The sequence below is a fragment of the Klebsiella sp. MPUS7 genome (assembly GCF_009905335.1).
Taxonomy (GTDB): Bacteria; Pseudomonadota; Gammaproteobacteria; order Enterobacterales; family Enterobacteriaceae; genus Klebsiella; species Klebsiella grimontii.
Genome location: NZ_CP047604.1, coordinates 3,645,739 through 3,662,145 on the forward strand (window position 1 = coordinate 3,645,739; position 16,407 = coordinate 3,662,145).

General features: G+C 57.3%; 18 protein-coding genes. 16 read left to right on the forward strand and 2 right to left on the reverse strand.

What is annotated here, in order from left to right:
* Positions 1-29: 29 nt before the first annotated feature.
* Entirely contained in the window at positions 30-926 is an 897-nt protein-coding gene (locus GUC22_RS17080; protein ID WP_134878551.1) for a GntR family transcriptional regulator, read from the reverse strand.
* Between the two features lie 191 nt (positions 927-1,117).
* On the opposite strand from GUC22_RS17080, the gene GUC22_RS17085 reads away from it, so the two are divergent.
* The 7 genes from GUC22_RS17085 to GUC22_RS17115 are packed head-to-tail and all read left to right on the forward strand — an operon-like array spanning position 1,118 to position 7,797.
* Positions 1,118-1,930 carry an ABC transporter substrate-binding protein gene (locus GUC22_RS17085; RefSeq protein ID WP_004871515.1) on the forward strand — a complete coding sequence of 271 codons (813 nt, stop codon included), beginning with the start codon at positions 1,118-1,120 and terminating at the stop codon, positions 1,928-1,930.
* Between the two features lie 28 nt (positions 1,931-1,958).
* Positions 1,959-2,684 (forward strand): amino acid ABC transporter permease, encoded by a 726-nt coding sequence (locus tag GUC22_RS17090; RefSeq protein WP_004871517.1) that lies wholly within the window; start codon positions 1,959-1,961, stop codon positions 2,682-2,684.
* The gene (locus tag GUC22_RS17095; RefSeq protein ID WP_148865398.1) at positions 2,681-3,421 is read left to right on the forward strand and encodes an amino acid ABC transporter ATP-binding protein; all 741 of its coding nucleotides are present in this window, start codon (positions 2,681-2,683) and stop codon (positions 3,419-3,421) included. The genes GUC22_RS17090 and GUC22_RS17095 overlap by 4 nt, the downstream gene beginning before the upstream one ends.
* 13 nt (positions 3,422-3,434) lie before the next feature.
* Positions 3,435-4,610 (forward strand): M20 family metallopeptidase, encoded by a 1,176-nt coding sequence (locus tag GUC22_RS17100; RefSeq protein WP_049090222.1) that lies wholly within the window; start codon positions 3,435-3,437, stop codon positions 4,608-4,610.
* The gene (locus GUC22_RS17105; RefSeq protein ID WP_154955133.1) at positions 4,607-5,707 is read left to right on the forward strand and encodes a mandelate racemase/muconate lactonizing enzyme family protein; all 1,101 of its coding nucleotides are present in this window, start codon (positions 4,607-4,609) and stop codon (positions 5,705-5,707) included. Before GUC22_RS17100 ends, GUC22_RS17105 begins: the two co-directional genes overlap by 4 nt.
* Positions 5,694-6,863, forward strand: a complete 1,170-nt coding sequence (locus GUC22_RS17110) for a M24 family metallopeptidase (RefSeq protein WP_004871527.1) — start codon at positions 5,694-5,696, stop codon at positions 6,861-6,863. The genes GUC22_RS17105 and GUC22_RS17110 overlap by 14 nt, the downstream gene beginning before the upstream one ends.
* A 10-nt stretch (positions 6,864-6,873) precedes the next feature.
* The gene (locus GUC22_RS17115) at positions 6,874-7,797 is read left to right on the forward strand and encodes a dihydrodipicolinate synthase family protein (RefSeq protein ID WP_024359656.1); all 924 of its coding nucleotides are present in this window, start codon (positions 6,874-6,876) and stop codon (positions 7,795-7,797) included.
* Here the strand turns inward: GUC22_RS17115 and GUC22_RS17120 are convergent.
* Positions 7,781-8,878 carry a glutamine amidotransferase-related protein gene (locus GUC22_RS17120; protein WP_024359657.1) on the reverse strand — a complete coding sequence of 366 codons (1,098 nt, stop codon included), beginning with the start codon at positions 8,876-8,878 and terminating at the stop codon, positions 7,781-7,783. The genes GUC22_RS17115 and GUC22_RS17120 overlap by 17 nt on opposite strands.
* 68 nt (positions 8,879-8,946) lie before the next feature.
* On the opposite strand from GUC22_RS17120, the gene GUC22_RS17125 reads away from it, so the two are divergent.
* The 9 genes from GUC22_RS17125 to GUC22_RS17165 all read left to right on the forward strand — a co-directional run bounded on the left by GUC22_RS17125 (position 8,947) and on the right by GUC22_RS17165 (position 16,361).
* Positions 8,947-10,155 (forward strand): pyridoxal phosphate-dependent aminotransferase, encoded by a 1,209-nt coding sequence (locus GUC22_RS17125; RefSeq protein WP_049131191.1) that lies wholly within the window; start codon positions 8,947-8,949, stop codon positions 10,153-10,155.
* Positions 10,156-10,479: 324 nt separating this feature from the next.
* Positions 10,480-11,211, forward strand: coding sequence for a GntR family transcriptional regulator (locus GUC22_RS17130; RefSeq protein WP_024359659.1), 732 nt, complete (start codon positions 10,480-10,482; stop codon positions 11,209-11,211).
* Positions 11,208-11,645, forward strand: a complete 438-nt coding sequence (locus GUC22_RS17135; protein ID WP_024359660.1) for a PTS sugar transporter subunit IIA — start codon at positions 11,208-11,210, stop codon at positions 11,643-11,645. Before GUC22_RS17130 ends, GUC22_RS17135 begins: the two co-directional genes overlap by 4 nt.
* Positions 11,646-11,648: 3 nt before the next feature.
* Entirely contained in the window at positions 11,649-12,431 is a 783-nt protein-coding gene (locus tag GUC22_RS17140; protein ID WP_160183660.1) for a PTS mannose/fructose/sorbose/N-acetylgalactosamine transporter subunit IIC, read from the forward strand.
* Positions 12,424-13,203 (forward strand): PTS system mannose/fructose/sorbose family transporter subunit IID, encoded by a 780-nt coding sequence (locus GUC22_RS17145; protein WP_024359661.1) that lies wholly within the window; start codon positions 12,424-12,426, stop codon positions 13,201-13,203. Before GUC22_RS17140 ends, GUC22_RS17145 begins: the two co-directional genes overlap by 8 nt.
* A gap of 27 nt (positions 13,204-13,230) precedes the next feature.
* Positions 13,231-13,722, forward strand: a complete 492-nt coding sequence (locus tag GUC22_RS17150) for a PTS sugar transporter subunit IIB (protein WP_014837995.1) — start codon at positions 13,231-13,233, stop codon at positions 13,720-13,722.
* 3 nt (positions 13,723-13,725) lie between these two features.
* Positions 13,726-14,430 (forward strand): sugar isomerase domain-containing protein, encoded by a 705-nt coding sequence (locus GUC22_RS17155; protein WP_024359662.1) that lies wholly within the window; start codon positions 13,726-13,728, stop codon positions 14,428-14,430.
* A 9-nt stretch (positions 14,431-14,439) separates the two neighbouring features.
* Complete coding sequence (locus GUC22_RS17160) at positions 14,440-15,606, forward strand: glycoside hydrolase family 88 protein (protein WP_024359663.1); 1,167 nt, start codon at positions 14,440-14,442, stop codon at positions 15,604-15,606.
* A complete protein-coding gene (locus GUC22_RS17165; protein ID WP_224233260.1) occupies positions 15,585-16,361 on the forward strand; it encodes an SIS domain-containing protein in 777 nt (258 codons plus the stop codon). The genes GUC22_RS17160 and GUC22_RS17165 overlap by 22 nt, the downstream gene beginning before the upstream one ends.
* Positions 16,362-16,407 lie beyond the last annotated feature (46 nt).

Below are 16,407 nucleotides of genomic sequence, written 5' to 3' on the forward strand. Positions count from 1 at the left end.
AGAAGCAATATGTGCAAGAGCGATGCCAGCTATGCGCGACCGTTTTTAACATTGACCTGGTCAAACGCGTATTGCAGGTGTTTTCTCATCAATTCCGCCGCCTGTTCCTGCTTGTTCTCTCGCAGGGCATCGATGATAGCAACGTGCTCTTCGCACCACTCTTTTACGCGGCGCTTATTGTGATAGCTGCCAAATTCCAGCAGACGGCGCAGCCGGTTTTGTTGCTGGATAGCCTGTAACACAAACAGATTGCCGCTGGCTTCCGCCAGCAACTCATGAAATAAAGCGTCGGTTTCGAAAATCTCTTTTGCCGGAACCTGCGTAATGTCCGGGTGGGTGATGAGGCGCAGATGCTGGGCGCGCAGGCGTTTAAGCATCTGCCTGTCCACATGCAGGTTGGGTGTCAGCAGCGCCGTCGGTTCAATCATCAGGCGAAAACCGTAGCTGTTGCGCAGGGCGACATCGGAGTTGAGGGTTTGCAGAAAGCGCCAGCCGTGCCCCGCATTGCGCGCAATCAGGCCGTCCTCCGATAGCTTCACCAGCGTACGGGTCAGCACCCCGCGATCGACCTCATAGCGCTGACTGATTTCAGTCTGGGTAAACGATTCCGGCAGCACGCCCGCAATACGGTCATGGACCAGCTGTTCGTAAAGCTTCTGGTCATTGCTCTTGGACTGCTCAATCTCCAGCAGCTCCAGCTCATTGCTGCGTTTAAGCAGGAAAAAACCCTGATTTGGACGCGCTTCAACCGCCCCCATTCGGGTCAACTCTTTTAACCCGGCGCGCACCGGCGTACGCGAAACCCCCAGCGCATCGGCAAGATGTTGCTCGCGTAAATGATGACCTGGATCGAATTTTGCTTCAGATATCAGGTCGAGTATTTGCCGGGCTATCCGGCGACTGCTCGCAGTGGAGTCAGGCTGCATGGAGAACGCTTCCCTGGAATGCATTGTTGTGGTCGATATATACAATATCACGCACAACAAAACGCAGCAAAACAAAGCAAGGACTGCACGATTAACGTGCAATACGCACCAGAATGAGACGTTTTTTTCACACGTATAATTGTATTTATTGACACATTAAATTCAATTTAGACCTTAACCAGGAGACGACTATGTCTAGCAATTCTTTATTGTTTCGCCACGTGCGTACCTTGATGTTCGCGCTGACCGCACTCCCGCTGGTGGGCCATGCTGCGGTGGAAACCATCGCCCCGGGCAAGCTGACCTACGGCACGGCGGCGACGTTTATGCCTTTTGAGTTCGTGAAAGAGGGCAAGCTCACCGGCTTCGATATCGACCTGATTAACGCGCTAAGCAAAGAGATCCGGCTGACGCCTGCGCCGATGCCGATGGAGTTCAAAGGGCTTATCCCAGCGCTGCAGGGGAAACGTCTCGATATCATCAACTCCGCCATGTACGTCAACCCGACCCGTGCCGCGCAGGTCGACTTCGTGCCTTACCTGAAGATCGGCAGCCGCGTGGTGGTGAGCAAAGGTAATCCGGCAAAAATCACCGGACGCGACCTGAGCCTCTGCGGCAAAAATATCGCCGTGACGCTCGGCGGGATCGAAGAGAGCCAGGCCCGGGCAGACAACCAGCGCTGCCTGGAGGCCAAAAAACCGGCCATTAACGTCATGACCTTCCCCGCCGCTACCGACTCCGCCGTTGCCGTCTCCCAGGGTCGCGCCGATGCCGAATTCCTCTCCACGCCGGGAACCGTCGCCCTGCTAACCGAAAAAGCGGGCATGTTCGAAGCGGTTGGCGATGAGTTCGAAGCAGATACCCACATCGCGTTTGCCGTGCGTAAAGGCGATAGCGAAACCCAGGCTCTGCTGGAAAAAGGTCTCCAGGGCCTCGTCAAAAATGGCACCTACAAGCAACTGATAAAGAAATGGAACTTCCCTGACTCCGTTGCCCTTTTCTAACCCGTCTCGCCATTAACCGGAGAACGCTATGTCGATCGAACTTATGTGGCAGTACTTCCTCTCACCCGAGTTTGTTCAGGGTGCCTGGATGACGCTACTGATTACCCTCTGCTCACTGTTGTGTGGCGTGGTGCTGGGCCTGGTGTTGGCGCTGTTGCAGGAAGCGCCGTTTCGCGCCGGGAAAGGGCTGGCCTTTTTCTACCTGTGGCTGTTTCGCGGGACGCCGGTGCTGTTCCAGATAATCTTTGTCTACAACGTGCTGCCAGGCTTCGGCTTACGCTTCTCCGCATTTACCTGCGCAGTGCTGGCGCTTTCGCTTAATGAAGGCGCCTACATGGCGGAAATTCTGCGCTCTGGCCTGCAGGCCGTAAAAAGCGGCCAGCGCACCGCCGGCATGGCGCTCGGTATGACCAGCGGGCAGATCATGCGAAAAATCGTGCTGCCTCAGGCCGCACGCATCGTTCTGCCGCCGATGGGTAACCAGATGATCAGCATGCTGAAATCGAGCGCGCTGGTCTCGGTTATCGCCGTTCAGGAACTACTGCTGGTCGCCAACCAGACCGCCAGCGCCAGCTTCCGCTACTTCGAAGCGCTATGCGCCGCAGGCATCTATTACCTGCTGCTCACCAGCCTGTTTATGGTCTTCCAGTCGTGGCTGGAAAGCGTGCTGGATCCCAAACAGCGCCGCAGCAAAAGCCAGAAGCGGCTGAACCGCCTGTTTAAATTACCAAAACCCGCCCGGGAGGAACCATGAGCGAGAAACCGCTGCTGGAGATGATCGGTATTGATAAGACTTTTGGCCGCCAGACCGTGCTCAAGAACTGCTCTCTTGAGGTGCAGCGCGGGGAAACCGTGGTCCTGATTGGGCCATCGGGCTCGGGGAAATCCACCCTGCTGCGCTGCGTCAACATGCTCTCCCCTGCCGACAGCGGCGACGTGTTCTTCGCCAGCCAGCACATCAGCCGGGGCGAAGTGCCGGTGCACAAACTGCGGCAGCGTATTGGCATGGTGTTCCAGAACTACGAGCTGTTCTCGCACCTGACGGCGGCGGAAAACATCATGCTGGCCCCGATGACGGTGCTGGGGATGAACCGCACTGATGCCCGTACGCTGGCGGACAACCTGTTGGCGAAGGTGCGCATCAACGAACGCGCGGACCACTTTCCTGACGAGCTCTCCGGCGGCCAGCAGCAGCGCGTGGCGATTGCCCGAGCCCTGGCGATGAAGCCCGAGCTCATGCTCTACGACGAACCCACGTCAGCCCTCGACCCGGAGATGATCCGCGAGGTGCTGGAAGTGATGGCGGAGCTCAGCGCAGAAGGAATGACCAGCATGGTGGTGACCCACGAAATGGGCTTCGCCCGCCGGGCCGCTAACAACATTCTTTTTATGGAAGACGGCGAAATTATCGATCGCGCCAGCACCAGCGATTTCTTCGCCGGCAACGTCAGCGAGCGCGCGCAGCGCTTCCTGACGCAAATATTACATTAATCACGGAGTTCCTATGTTCAGTTATCAGGTTGACAGCGCGCGTATGAAAAAGGACTTAGCGACGCTGGTTGCCATCAATACGGAGAATCCGCCGGGCCATGAGCGTGAAGCCGCCGAATGTCTGGAAGGCTGGCTGCTGACCGCCGGATTCGATCTCTCCTTTAGCGAATACGCGCCGGGGCGGACCAACGTTATCGCCGTCCTGCACAATGGACCGGGGCCGTGCTTCGCCTTTAACACCCATATCGACACCGTTCCGGCGGGCAGCGGCTGGACCAGCGATCCCTTCACGCTCGCCGAGCGCGGCGGGCGCCTGTACGGGCGCGGCGCCTGCGATGCCAAAGGCCCACTGGTGGCGATGGTTGAAGCCCTGCGTTTGCTGGCCGCCAATCGTCAGCGCTGGTCCGGCACGCTGATGGGCGTGTTCACCGCCGATGAAGAGGTCGCCAGCGAAGGGGCGAAATTCTACGTACGTGATAACCCACCGGCGATTGATTTCGCGGTGATTGGCGAGCCGACATCGAATGCGACCTTCTCCGCTCACAAAGGCAGCTTGCGTCCTCGCGTGCGGGTAAAAGGCGTCACCGCGCACTCCGGCACGCCGGAGCTGGGGGTTAACGCGATTTACCAGTCCGCGCGCCTTTTAGGGCTGATTGAAGAGGCCCACCACCAGCAGGTGCGTTGCCGCTGCCACGATCTGGTCGGTAACGCCAGCCTGACGGTGACCCGCATCCACGGCGGCCATGCGGACAACGTGGTGCCCGACAGCTGTGAGCTGCTGCTTGACCGCCGCATGGTCCCGGGTGAAGACGAAGCGGTCGTCAAGGCCGAACTGCAACAGCTGCTCGACCACGCGCACGCTCATGCGGGCGTGGAAGCCGAAATTATCGCCTGGCAGCCCACCACCGGTGGCGCGACGCAAACCGACAGCAGCGAAGCCATTGTCGAGCAAAGCCTTGCCGCCTGCCGCCGTCACGGACAGAGCGAGCCCGGCCCGTTTGGTTTTCAGGGCGGCTGCGACCTGGTGCATTTCCGTTCGCTGGGCGCAAAGGGCGTGGTCATTGGCCCCGGCTCGCTGGCCGTGGCGCACAAGCCCGATGAATTCGTCCCCGTCGATGAATTTATCGCCGCGGCATATATCTATCTCGATATTGCGCTCGCCATGCTGCCGCCGGAGCCCGGTTTATGAAAGCGCAGCTCTTTCGCGGAGAACTGCATTATGCCGGTGTGATGCTGCATACCGCCGCCTCCGGCCCGGTGACGGCGCTCGACACCCTCTGGCTGCGTCTGGACGACCAGGGCGTGACGGGGATTGGCGAAGTGCGGCTCAATATTCGCTACCTGCATGGCTATAGCGAAGAGCAGGTGCTGAACAACCTGCTTCAAATCCTCAGCCGTTGGGACTGGCGCCGGCAGCCCGCGGCGCTACTTACCGCGCTGCATGATGAGGACCCCACGCTGCTGCCGCCGTCACGCATGGTGCTGGATATGGCATTGCACGATCTGCTGGCGCGTCAGGAGGGGGTAAGCGTTGCCGCCTGGCTGGGGGCGCAAGCTGGCCTGCCCGCCTGGCGCACCAATCAAACCCTGTTCTGGAGCAGCGAGTCGCGGATGCTGGAGCAGGCGCAACGCTATGTCGATCGCGGTTTCACCGAGCTGAAGTTACGCACGGGCGTAGCGGATTTCGCCACCGACCTGGCCCGCCTGCAAAGGCTGCGTCAGCGGTTTGGCCAGCAGATTTCGCTGGCGATTGACGTGAACGGCCAGTGGTCGCTGGCGCAGGCTCACGCAGCGTTCCCCTCTCTGCGAGCGCTGAATCTCAGCTACATCGAACAGCCGTTAAGCCCGGTATACGACAGCCAGCTTGCCGAACTGTACGGCTACGGCATCCCGATCATGCTCGATGAAAGTCTCAATAGCGACGCAGCCATCACCCGGCTGATCGCCGCCAAAGGCGCGCTGTGGGGGCATCTCAAGCTGGTGAAATTGGGCGGCCTCGCTCCGACGCTTGCCGCCGCCCGCCGTCTGCGGCGCGCCGACGTGCCGTTCATGATTGGTCAGATGAATGAAGGCCATGCCGCCACCGCCGCCGCGCTCCAGCTTTGCCGGGTGGTGCAACCGGCATTTGCCGAACTGTATGGCGCCGATGGCTTAACGGATGATCCCGTCAGCGGGCTGGAATACCGCAATGGACGGGTCACCGTCAACGACTCTCCCGGTCTGGGCGTGCAGTTCAATGCCGCGCAGGCCAACTTACTCCAGGAGTTTAACGATGCAAGATGTTAACAATGTGATTCAGGGCAGTGAGTCCGCCTTTAGCGCTGACGAATATGCGCAACGCATTCGACGTACCCGCGAACGCTTAAGCAGCGCGGGCGTGGACGTCATGATTGTTACCGGACCAGAAAACATTTTCTGGCTTACCGGTCAGCAAACGCCGGGATATTACACCTTTCAGGCGCTGCTGCTGCCGGTAGAAGGGGATCCGGTCTTTGTGATTCGTCAGCTCGAATACTTTAACTTTATCGCCAACACCTTTATTTCAGATGCCGCTATTTACCAGGATGGCGATAACCCGGTGGATTTTCTGGTGGCTATGCTGCAACAGCGCGGCTGGCTCAATAAGCGCATAGGACTGGATAAACGCGGCTGGTTCCTGCCGATTGCCGTGTATGAAGCCCTGCAGTCTAAGCTCGGCGCGATTGCCGATACGGCTGGCGTCATCGAACCGCTGCGCGCGGTGAAGTCGGCCGCGGAGGTGGAAAAAATCGCCGCCGCGGCCCGCTATGTCGATGCGGGTATGCGCGCCGGGATGGCGGCGATTCGCAGCGGCGCAGACGAAAACGCGCTGGTCTCGGCGATGATGGGGGCCGCCATTGCCGCCGGTTCCGAGTATGTCGGTATGGAACCGCTGGTCTCAACCGGTCCGCGAAGCGGCGTGCCGCACGGCACATGGCGACGTCGGGTGATGCAGGATAACGACCCGGTTTTTCTGGAGATGTCTGCCGCCCACGATCGCTACCACGCCGCGATGATGCGCTCCGCCTGGCTAGGCCGCCCGCCCGCTATCGCCATCGAAATGGAAAAAGTTTGTCAGGAAGCCCTGCAGGCCTCCCTCGACGCCATTCGTCCGGGCGCTACCTGCGAAGCGCCGCACCTGGCCTGCCAGAAGGTGATCGACCGCGCCGGTTTCACTGAAAATTTCAAAAAACGCACCGGTTACTCCATCGGCATCGCCTTTGCGCCGGACTGGGGCGAAGGCGGCATCCTTAGCCTTTACAGCGGCGTCACCACCGAGCTGCAGCCAGGAATGACTTTCCACATCCCACCGGCCCTGCGTATCTACGGTCAATTCACCGTCGGCGTCAGCGAAACCGTGGTGGTGACTGAAACCGGATATCGCCAGCTGGGTTCCCTGGCTCGCCCATTAACACTGCTGTAAGGAAAGAAAGATGAAAGATATCAATGAGTGTCGTGAACGCCTGCGCGGTATTTTCAACATCACCGTCACCCCGTTCGACGCCAGCGGCGCGATCGACTACCCGGCGTTGCGTGAAAACATCGAACGCGTGATTGGTCTGGGCTATGATGGCCTGCTGATTGGCGGCACCTACGGCGAGTTCCCGGTAATGACCGTCGAAGAGCGCCGCGAATTGTTTCATGAAGTGATGGCCTGCGTGGATGACCGCGTGGCGGTAATGCTGTGCAGCGCCAGTTCCGATCCGCGCGACGCCCGCGAGCTGACCGTTCTGGCAAGCGAGTTGGGCGGCCTGCCGATGGTCACCGCGCCCTTTGTTAGCGAAATCACTGACGAACAAATCATCAGCTACTTCAATGAGATGGCACCGTTATCCAAAACCGGCATTCTGGTGTACAACGCGCCGGGCATCGGCATTACCCTCTCCCCGACGCTGCTGGAACGGCTGGCAGAGATCCCGAATGTGGTCGGCATCAAACAGGGCGATCTCAACCCCACCGCCATCGACCAGATTGCCAACCGCCTGCGCGGGCGTCTGCGCCTGTTCTGCGCCTCCGATCTGGCTTTCCTCGGACCGATGATGGCCGGGTTTGACGGCATCAGCACGACCAACAGCGGCGCGCTGCCGGAGCTGATCGTCAATACGTTCCGCGCCGTGGAACGGGGCGATGCCGCCACTGCCCGCGATTTGCATCAGCTGTGGTACGCGTATCGAGCCCTGGCGCGCAAATACGGGCAGCCGCAGCTGGTGAAAGCGGCGATGGCGCTGCGCGGCTTTAACGGCGGCACCGTACGCGCACCGTTAAAACCGATCGGCGACGCGGCGCTGGCAGAGCTAACCCGCGTCATGCAGGCGCTCGCCAGCGACCAGCGCAGCGGGGTTACGCTGGCGCGTTAAGCGCCACCTTTAGAAACGCGACGAACAGCGGATGGGGCGCATCCGGGCGGGACATCAGTTCCGGATGCCCCTGAACTCCGTGCCAGAACGGCAGCTCAGGCTGGGAAACGGCTTCCACGATACCGTCGCTTTGCGCGCTCACGCTGACCCCGCCGGGGGACAGCGCCGGCAATAAGTCGGTGTTGAAGCAGTAGCGATGGTTGTAGTGCATTTCGCGGACATCGCCGGGGATAAGCCCCGAGGAAAAAGGGAATACGCCGCAGCGATGACGACCATCGGCAAAGGGAACAAAGCTGTGCAGAGCCTCATGCGGAGCGACTTCCGCGGGAATGGCCGATTCGAAACCCGGACTCCGGCGCACGGCAGCAGTCATCATGCTCTGCATTCCCAGGCACAACCCCAGCGTTGGCTGCCCGCGGTTAAGCGTATCTTCCGCCACGCGGATTTGTCCGTTGACCGCCGCCATTGAGGAACCGCCTGGCAGCACCACGCCCTGGAAGAGGTGAAGTTCGTGTAACTCGGCGGACAGACTGACCGGCGCGAAGAAATGGACATCCAGGTTCAGCCCCAGCGACGCCGCGGCATCGCCCAGTGAGCCGAGCGTGGCGGGATAGACCAGACGGTGGTCCGCCTCGCGGCCAATCAGCGCGATGCGCAAGGACGCCCCGGCGGACGACGGTCTCCCGGCATCCCAGCGGCCATAGCGGTCGGGGGTGAGCGCTAACAGCGTGTGTTGCCCGTCGCTGAGCGTCAGGCGGTGGTTGCTGTCATCGCTGTAAAGCCGCTGGCCCGGCAGGTCGGCGATGAGCGGCGCCTGCGAGGACGCCAGCACAATAACGGCGTCTGATGGCGGCAGGCTGGCGATATCGCGCACCTCTTCACGCAGCGTATCGCTGCGCCAGAGACCGCTGGTAACGCAGTACCCTGCGCGAATGACGTGCTGATGACTATCGGGAACGTCCCCGGCGAAGTCGGGGCGAAGGCTCCAGAGGGGCAACCCAAGACGATTAGCCCACAGGCTGGCGGTGATACCGTAGCGGGCGGGGACGGAGCTGTTATCGAGAATAAAGATCGGTGACACGGCGAGTTTCCTGCTGATGTTGGGTGCCTAATTGTATTAATTGAATCATTAGATACAAAAGAGGATTTATGAATAACAGTCAAATCGCCCGTCGTATGCTTTCCGTACGCCCTTCACCGACGGCGGCCATTTCTGACCGGGTACGGGCGCTGGAAGCCGCAGGCAAGCAGGTTATCAACCTGGGCGAAGGGGAACTGGATTTTGCTACCCCGGCCCATATTAGCTATGCGGGCATTGAAGCTATCGTGCATCACCAGACTAAGTATACCGCCGTTTCCGGCACCGCAGCGTTGAAGTCGGCGATTGCCGCCAAGTTCGCGCGCGACAACCAGCTGCACTACCGCGCGGAGGAGATCATCGCCGGGAGCGGCGCCAAGCAGCTCATTTTCAATGCCTTTCTGGCAACCCTGGACGCCGGGCAGCAGGTGATTATTCCCGCCCCCTACTGGGTCTCCTACCCGGATATGGTCTCTCTGGCCGACGGTGAACCGGTGATTGTGCCCTGTGATGAACAACACGGCTGGAAGCTGACGCCGGAACAACTGGCCGCCGCCCTCACCTCGTCAACGCGCTGGCTGGTTCTCAACTCGCCGGGTAACCCGACCGGGGCGATATACAGCGAACGGGAACTGCGCGCGCTGGCAGAGGTCCTGGCGGATTACCCGCAGGTGCTGGTGATGGCCGACGACATTTACGAGCCGCTGCGCTACGACAATGTCCCGTTTATCACTTTTGCTCAGGCCGCGCCGCAGCTGGTTTCGCGCACCCTGACGGTGAACGGGGTCTCCAAAAGCCACGCCATGACCGGCTGGCGTCTGGGCTATGCGGGTGGGCCGCAGTGGCTGATTGCCGCCATGCAGATCCTGCAATCGCAAAGCACCTCCAATCCCAGCAGCATTTCACAGGCGGCGGCGATCGCGGCCCTTAACCATTCGGCGGATTTCTTCGACGGCTGGCTGCATAGGTTGGATAAACGTCGCCAGCAGGTGCTGGGGATGATTGCCGCCACCGAGGGCCTGAGCGCTGGCATCCCCCAGGGCGCATTCTATGTCTTTGCCAACTGCCAGCAGCTTATTGGGCGGGTGACCCCTGGCGGCGAAACCCTCCGCGACGACAGCGGGCTGGCTAACTGGCTGTTAGAACACACTCAGGTGGCCGTGTTACACGGTTCTGCGTTCGGCATGCCGGGGTATTTACGTATCGCCTACGCGGTAGAAGATGGGCTGCTGACGCAGGCCTGCCAGCGGATTGCCGAAGCCTGCGCGCAGCTGCGTTAGGGCACGCAAGCACCACGATGGCGCCCTATAAAAAGAAAACCCCGTGCGATGTACTGGCCGGGGTTGTTGAATGCGGGCGCTCCGTTTTCTCAGCTCGCCAGCGCAATAGCGCGGCAATCAGTTTGCGTTCACGCCCGGCCGGTGCGGCAAAAATTCCTCGCCCCTGCCCCCTCCGTCGGGGCGAAATTGCGAAATGCATCACAGTCCAGGAAATAACTTAACAGGTTAACCGGTTAAGTTGAGTTGAGAGGTTGATCGGACAATCAGGTACGGGTATCGTAAGCCTACGAAATAAAATAAATGTAAACAGAAACTGGCGAAACAATGAAAGCAACGGCACAGTCAACGAAATACCAGGTGATAAAGGCAGCACTGTTAGATGAAATAAGAAACGGTACTTTTAAACCCGGGGAAAAATTCTACAGTGAGTCGGAATTAAAAGAGCGTTACTCCGTCAGTTCCGCCACGGTTATTCGCGCTATTCACGAAATGGTGAATGAAGGCTACCTGATTCGTTATCAGGGTAAAGGCACTTTTGTTTCGAAAGCCAAACGAAATGAGAACATTGTTTTCTCAGAATCAGATAACGATTTAAAAGGCATGCAGTCGGTTAAAGTTATCGCCTGTGAACTGGAAAACGATCCGTGTATTAAAGAAAAACTCGGGTTAAATGATGATGAAAAATATTATCATATTGCGCGCTTAAAGTTTGATAATAACAAACCTTATGCATTACAGATTTCGCATATTCCGGCCCGCTACTTCGCCAGTCAATTGACGATTAAGAATTCGGCACTCAGCTCTATTTATGAGGCTTTTAAGGTTAACAATGGTCTTGATATGTACACCATGCCCTATCGGCAGACCATCTGTGCCCTGACCGATGCTGCGCCAGAAGTCCTGCAGCACCTTGAGCTCACGGCTCACCAGCCCGTTATCATGATGAAACGCTACACCCACGACGAGCAAGGTCAGGTGATTGAATATATTGAGACCTGGAAACGGTTAGAATCATTTTATATTGAAATAAGAACGCCAGATAAGGGGGCAGGATGAACCAATTATTATTAATCTCTCATGGGGGTTTCGCCAGCGGTGCCAGACAGGCCACAGAATTAATACTCGGAGCGCAGCCAAACCTTCATGTAGTTGAACTGGATGGTGAGAAAGGGATAGCAGTATTTAAACAGGAACTTCTCGATAAAATCACCATCCTTAGCGCAGCAGAATCCAAAATTATTATCCTCTCTGATTTAAAAAGTGGTTCGCCATATAACTCCGCAATGGAGATTATTGTCACTAACAACCTATGGAATAATATCACCCTGCTCTCTGGGATGAATTTAAACTTAATTCTGGAAATGGCGATGGCAATTGATGAAAGTCACTCGCCAGCCTCGCTGAATGAAATAATAACTACGGCGCGTGATGGTATTTACCATTTACAGCAGGCAGCGCTTGCCGCCCACACAGATGACGGAGACGAGTAAAAAATGGAGCACATTGCGGTCTGGCAGATAGCGTTACTGACGCTTTATTCAGGGCTGGCGATATACGACGGCAACAACACGACGCTTGGGTTAGTGAAACCGAGCATGGCGGGCTTCTTTGCCGGTCTCATTATGGGCGATATGACCACCGGGCTTATCGTCGGCGGCACCCTGAACCTGCTGGTACTGGGCGTGGGCAACTTCGGCGGCGCGTCGATCCCGGATTACATGACCGGTGCGGTGCTGGGTACCACTTTCGCGATTATCAGCGGCCAGGGCGCGGCGTTTGGCGCAACCATTGCGGTGCCGATTGGTCTCTTAATGGTACAGCTGGATATCCTCGCCCGCTTCAGCAACACCTTTATCCATCATAAGGCCGACAGGCTGATTGAAGAGGGTCAGGTGAAGGCGGCGGCCAGGATGAACCTGCTGGGCCAGGTGCCTATTTCGCTCTCGCGTATGCTGCCGGTGCTGTTGGCGCTGATCCTCGGGGCAACCTTCGTTAATGACGTCGTGACCTGGATCCCCGCGTCCATCATGAACGGTCTTAAAGTCGCCGGTGGCCTACTGCCTGCGCTGGGTATCTCCATCCTGCTGCGCTATTTACCGATTAAGAAGAACATCTCGTTTCTTATTCTGGGCTTTTTCCTGGCGGCCTATCTGAAAGTGCCGGTGCTGGGCGCCGCGCTGCTGGGCCTGGCAATTGCGCTTTACGTCTTCAACTCAGAAAAACAGGTAACGCAAACTACCGAATCCCCGGAAAATGGAGCAATGGGCGATGAATAAAGTACTAAAACGCGTGTTCTGGCGCTGGTTCCTGTTCGGTCAGTCTGGCTGGAACTACGAAAAAATGCAGGGTCTGGGCTATCTGTACAGCATCTATCCGTTCCTTGAGAAAAAGTACGCAAAACCCGAAGAGCTGAAGGATGCGGCGAAGGTACACAGCCAGTTCTTTAACACCAACAACACCATGGCGCCGGGGATCCTCGGGGTGAACATCGCCCTGGAAGAGCAGACCGGGCTTGCGGGCAAAGATGCGGTTGCCGGAATCAAAACCGGTCTGATGGGACCGCTGGCGGGCATCGGAGATACGCTGTTCTTTGTTATTCCGACCACCATTATCGGTTCTGTCGCTTCGTACCTCGCGCTGCAGGGCAACCCGGTGGGGCTTGTCCTCTGGCTACTGTTCGCCCTGGTTCGCATGCTGTTTATGCGCTTTAGCATCAGCACGGGGTATCAGGAAGGGGTCAACCTGCTGGGGTCTTTGACCAATAGCCTCAACAAAATTACCCGCGCAGCCAATATTCTCGGGCTGACGGTTATCGGGGCGCTTATCCCCTCGGTGGTGAAGGCGAATCTTAATTTCGAATTCAGCTACGGCGAAGTGTCGCTCAAGCTGCAGAGCATTGCCGACCAGATTATGCCCGGGCTTATTCCGCTGCTGGTTGTGGGGTTCACCTACTGGCTGCTGGGGCTCAAAAAGATGAACTCGACTCGCGTCATTTTTGTCCTGATTGCTTTAGGTATTATCGGCTACAACCTGAATATTCTCGGTTAAGTAACACATTGATTTAAGGAATTTATCATGAAAGGTATTGTGCATATTCGTGTCGATGACCGGCTGATCCACGGCCAGGTGGCCACCCGCTGGGTAAGCCACTTCAACGCCAACCGTATTATGGTGATTGACGACGCCGTAGCTGCAAACGATGTAGAGAAAATGCTGCTGCGCAGTGCAGCCCCGGAAGGCTGCAACACCTCTATTCTCTCTTTTGAGAAAGCCAGCGCCAATATCCTCGCCGGCAACTACGACGGTCAGCGCGTACTGATCCTGCTGAAGACCCCGGAGCTGGCGCTGAAGCTGATGAACGCCGGGATTGCCCTCCCCCAGCTCAATATCGGCAATATGTCCAACAAAGACGATCGCCGCCAGATCAAACGCTCGGTCAGCGTCAACGATGCTGAGATCGCGGCCATCAACGCGCTTCTGGAAAAAGGCGTGGCGGTGACGGCGCAGATGACGCCGGAAGAGCCGAACGCCTGTATCACCACGTTTTTAAAAGCCGATAAGGGATAAGGGATGTCACCACATCAGCAGCAGTATTATCAGCATGTTTTAGCAACGCTGAATCAGGTGTTTCTTACTCAGAGCGCTGAAGTTGAGCAGGCGGCGGCGCTGTTTGCCGAGTGCGTCAAAGCCAACGGCATTATTCACGGCTTTGGCTCCGGCCACTCGTTTGCCGCGGCGGTTGAGCTGGCCGGTCGTGCAGGCGGCCTGGTCAATACCAAAGCCATTGACCAGTTCTATGGACCAACCGGCTGGTTTGATTCGCTGAAAGGGATTGGCGACATCTTCTCCGGGCTGCTCGATCTGCGCGAGTCAGACTGCTTTGTGATTATCTCCAACTCCGGCACTAAACCGCTGCACGTTGAGCTGGCACGCAAGGTCAAAGAGAGGGGGCTGAAGCTGGTGGTTATCACCCGCTACGCCGGTGAGTCGACGCCAACGAGCGAGAGCATCCGCGACTATGCCGATGTCATTCTCGATAACGGCTGCCCGTCCGGTGACTGCACGCTAAGTATGGATAACGGCAACATCATGACCGGTCCGGTGTCCTCGCTGTCTGCGGCCTTCATCATCAATAACGTGGTGATCCGCTGCATCGAGATGCTGCTGGAACAAGGTATCGCGCCGCCGGTGATGCGCAGCATCAATCTGCCCGGCGGTAAAGAATACAACGACATGCTGATGAGTCAGTACAAAGAGCGCGTATTCACGCTGTAGGGAAAAATCATGAAAGAGAGTCTGTCGAATCGCCTCACACCGCTGCCCTTTCCTGCCCTCACGCCCGACGCCTGTCGGGATGAGCTGACGGCGTGCGCGCGGCGGATCGCACGTAACATGGGTCTGTACGGCGAGAAATTCCCCTCAGCCTGCACGCTCAATAATCGCTACGTTCTGAAAGAGAATAACGACTGGACCAACGGATTCTGGACCGGGATGCAGGCAATGGCCTGGGAGTTCAGCGGCGATCGCGCATACCTGGACGGCGTTGAACGCAACGTGGCGAGTTTTAAAGCCCGCCTGGCGGCGCACTACGTCCTCGATCACCACGATATCGGCTTCCTTTATAGCCTGTCGGCAGTCGCGTACTGGAAACTGACGGAGCGCGAAGCGCTAACCCCGCTTATTCTGGCGGCGGCCGATCTGCTGGTAAACCGTTTTCACCACAGCGCCGGTTTTATCCAGGCCTGGGGTATGCTTAACGACCCGCAGGAGTACCGGCTTATTATCGATTCATTGATTAACCTTCCCCTGCTCCACGTGGCAGCAAAGATCAGCGGTGAATCACGTTATCGGGAAGTGGCTGAACGCCACTATGCGGCGGTCATCAACAACATTTTTCGCGAAGACGGCTCCACTTTCCATACCTTCTATTTTGACCAGACAAGCGGTGCGCCTTCGCACGGGAAAACCTTTCAGGGCTACAGCGATAACTCCTGCTGGGCCCGCGGCCAGGCGTGGGCCATTCTCGGCATCCCGCTTCACTGGTCGGCCACCGGCGAAACCGACCACTACGAACGGTGGCAGCAGGCCTGCGAGTATTTCTTCCGCTACCTGCCGGAGGACGGCGTTCCCGCCTGGGATCTGCTGCTGGCTGCAGATCCCGACGCCCCGAAAGACAGCTCCGCGCTGGCGATTGCGGTCTGCGGCCTGCTGGAAGCGCATAAGCACTTTCCGGATGCCGGTTACCAGACACTGGCGCGTCAATGTCTGCTGGCATTAATGCGCGGCGCGTCTGCCCGCGAGGATGATGTCTGCGAAGGCTTACTTAAACACGGTGTTTACGCCTATGCCCTCGGTAAAGGCATCGATGAATGTAATCTCTGGGGAGATTACTTCTATATGGAAGCGTTATACCGAGTCTACCAACCACAATGGTCAGGATACTGGTTATGACAATGATTCAGAGCTATTTAGATATCGTCCAGAAAAAACTTAACGACATTACTCAACAGCAAAGCCATAAAATCACTTCCACCGCCGTGGAACTGGCAAAAATCATTAACCAGGGAGGTGTAATTTATATTTTCGGCTGCGGCCACTCACATATTTTCGCTGAAGATGTATTTTATCGTGCCGGAGGTATCGCCCCGGTTCGGCCAATATTTATCGAACCTTTAATGTTACATCAGGGGGCGGCGGCTTCATCATATTATGAAAAACAGAATGACTATATTGCTGAGCATCTGGAGAGATTCTCGATCACCAGTAAAGATGCGCTGATTGTTATCTCAACTTCCGGGATTAACCCCGCTCCGGTCGATGCAGCACTCTGGGCAAAACAGCACGGGGCATTTACCCTGGCGCTGACCAGCTTTCTGTATGCCGAGACCCAGCCGTCGAAGCACAAGGCTGGCCTTAAGCTGCGGGACTGCGTGGATGTCGCCATTGATAACCAGGTGCCAATCGGTGATGCGGTGCTTTCCCTTACAGAGCATGCAACGCCGTTCGCGCCGGTTTCCTCAATGACCGGACTGTTTATTATGCATACCCTGTTCGCGGAAATCATAGCGAACCTGGGGAGTGAAAATAAATCTCTGCCGGTATTTTTGAGCGGTAACATTGCGAATTCCGCAAAACATAATGAATATCTTCTCGAAAAATACGGTGCGCAAATCCCGGAGCTCATAAATAACACGAGTTTTAAATAAACAGTACATCCCTCGCCCTATAATACATGGTTTTATAAGGTATATA

What these genes read in the sequence shown, in the direction of transcription:
- GUC22_RS17105 (WP_154955133.1), top strand. Translation starts at nt 4,607, where the DNA reads ATGAAAGCGCAGCTCTTTCGCGGAGAACTGCATTATGCCGGTGTGATG.
- GUC22_RS17150 (WP_014837995.1), top strand. Translation starts at nt 13,231, where the DNA reads ATGAAAGGTATTGTGCATATTCGTGTCGATGACCGGCTGATCCACGGC.
- GUC22_RS17140 (WP_160183660.1), top strand. Translation starts at nt 11,649, where the DNA reads ATGGAGCACATTGCGGTCTGGCAGATAGCGTTACTGACGCTTTATTCA.
- GUC22_RS17090 (WP_004871517.1), top strand. Translation starts at nt 1,959, where the DNA reads ATGTCGATCGAACTTATGTGGCAGTACTTCCTCTCACCCGAGTTTGTT.
- GUC22_RS17115 (WP_024359656.1), top strand. Translation starts at nt 6,874, where the DNA reads ATGAAAGATATCAATGAGTGTCGTGAACGCCTGCGCGGTATTTTCAAC.
- GUC22_RS17160 (WP_024359663.1), top strand. Translation starts at nt 14,440, where the DNA reads ATGAAAGAGAGTCTGTCGAATCGCCTCACACCGCTGCCCTTTCCTGCC.
- GUC22_RS17165 (WP_224233260.1), top strand. Translation starts at nt 15,585, where the DNA reads ATGGTCAGGATACTGGTTATGACAATGATTCAGAGCTATTTAGATATC.
- GUC22_RS17095 (WP_148865398.1), top strand. Translation starts at nt 2,681, where the DNA reads ATGAGCGAGAAACCGCTGCTGGAGATGATCGGTATTGATAAGACTTTT.
- GUC22_RS17080 (WP_134878551.1), bottom strand. Translation starts at nt 926, where the DNA reads ATGCAGCCTGACTCCACTGCGAGCAGTCGCCGGATAGCCCGGCAAATA.
- GUC22_RS17155 (WP_024359662.1), top strand. Translation starts at nt 13,726, where the DNA reads ATGTCACCACATCAGCAGCAGTATTATCAGCATGTTTTAGCAACGCTG.
- GUC22_RS17145 (WP_024359661.1), top strand. Translation starts at nt 12,424, where the DNA reads ATGAATAAAGTACTAAAACGCGTGTTCTGGCGCTGGTTCCTGTTCGGT.
- GUC22_RS17110 (WP_004871527.1), top strand. Translation starts at nt 5,694, where the DNA reads ATGCAAGATGTTAACAATGTGATTCAGGGCAGTGAGTCCGCCTTTAGC.
- GUC22_RS17100 (WP_049090222.1), top strand. Translation starts at nt 3,435, where the DNA reads ATGTTCAGTTATCAGGTTGACAGCGCGCGTATGAAAAAGGACTTAGCG.
- GUC22_RS17085 (WP_004871515.1), top strand. Translation starts at nt 1,118, where the DNA reads ATGTCTAGCAATTCTTTATTGTTTCGCCACGTGCGTACCTTGATGTTC.
- GUC22_RS17135 (WP_024359660.1), top strand. Translation starts at nt 11,208, where the DNA reads ATGAACCAATTATTATTAATCTCTCATGGGGGTTTCGCCAGCGGTGCC.
- GUC22_RS17130 (WP_024359659.1), top strand. Translation starts at nt 10,480, where the DNA reads ATGAAAGCAACGGCACAGTCAACGAAATACCAGGTGATAAAGGCAGCA.
- GUC22_RS17125 (WP_049131191.1), top strand. Translation starts at nt 8,947, where the DNA reads ATGAATAACAGTCAAATCGCCCGTCGTATGCTTTCCGTACGCCCTTCA.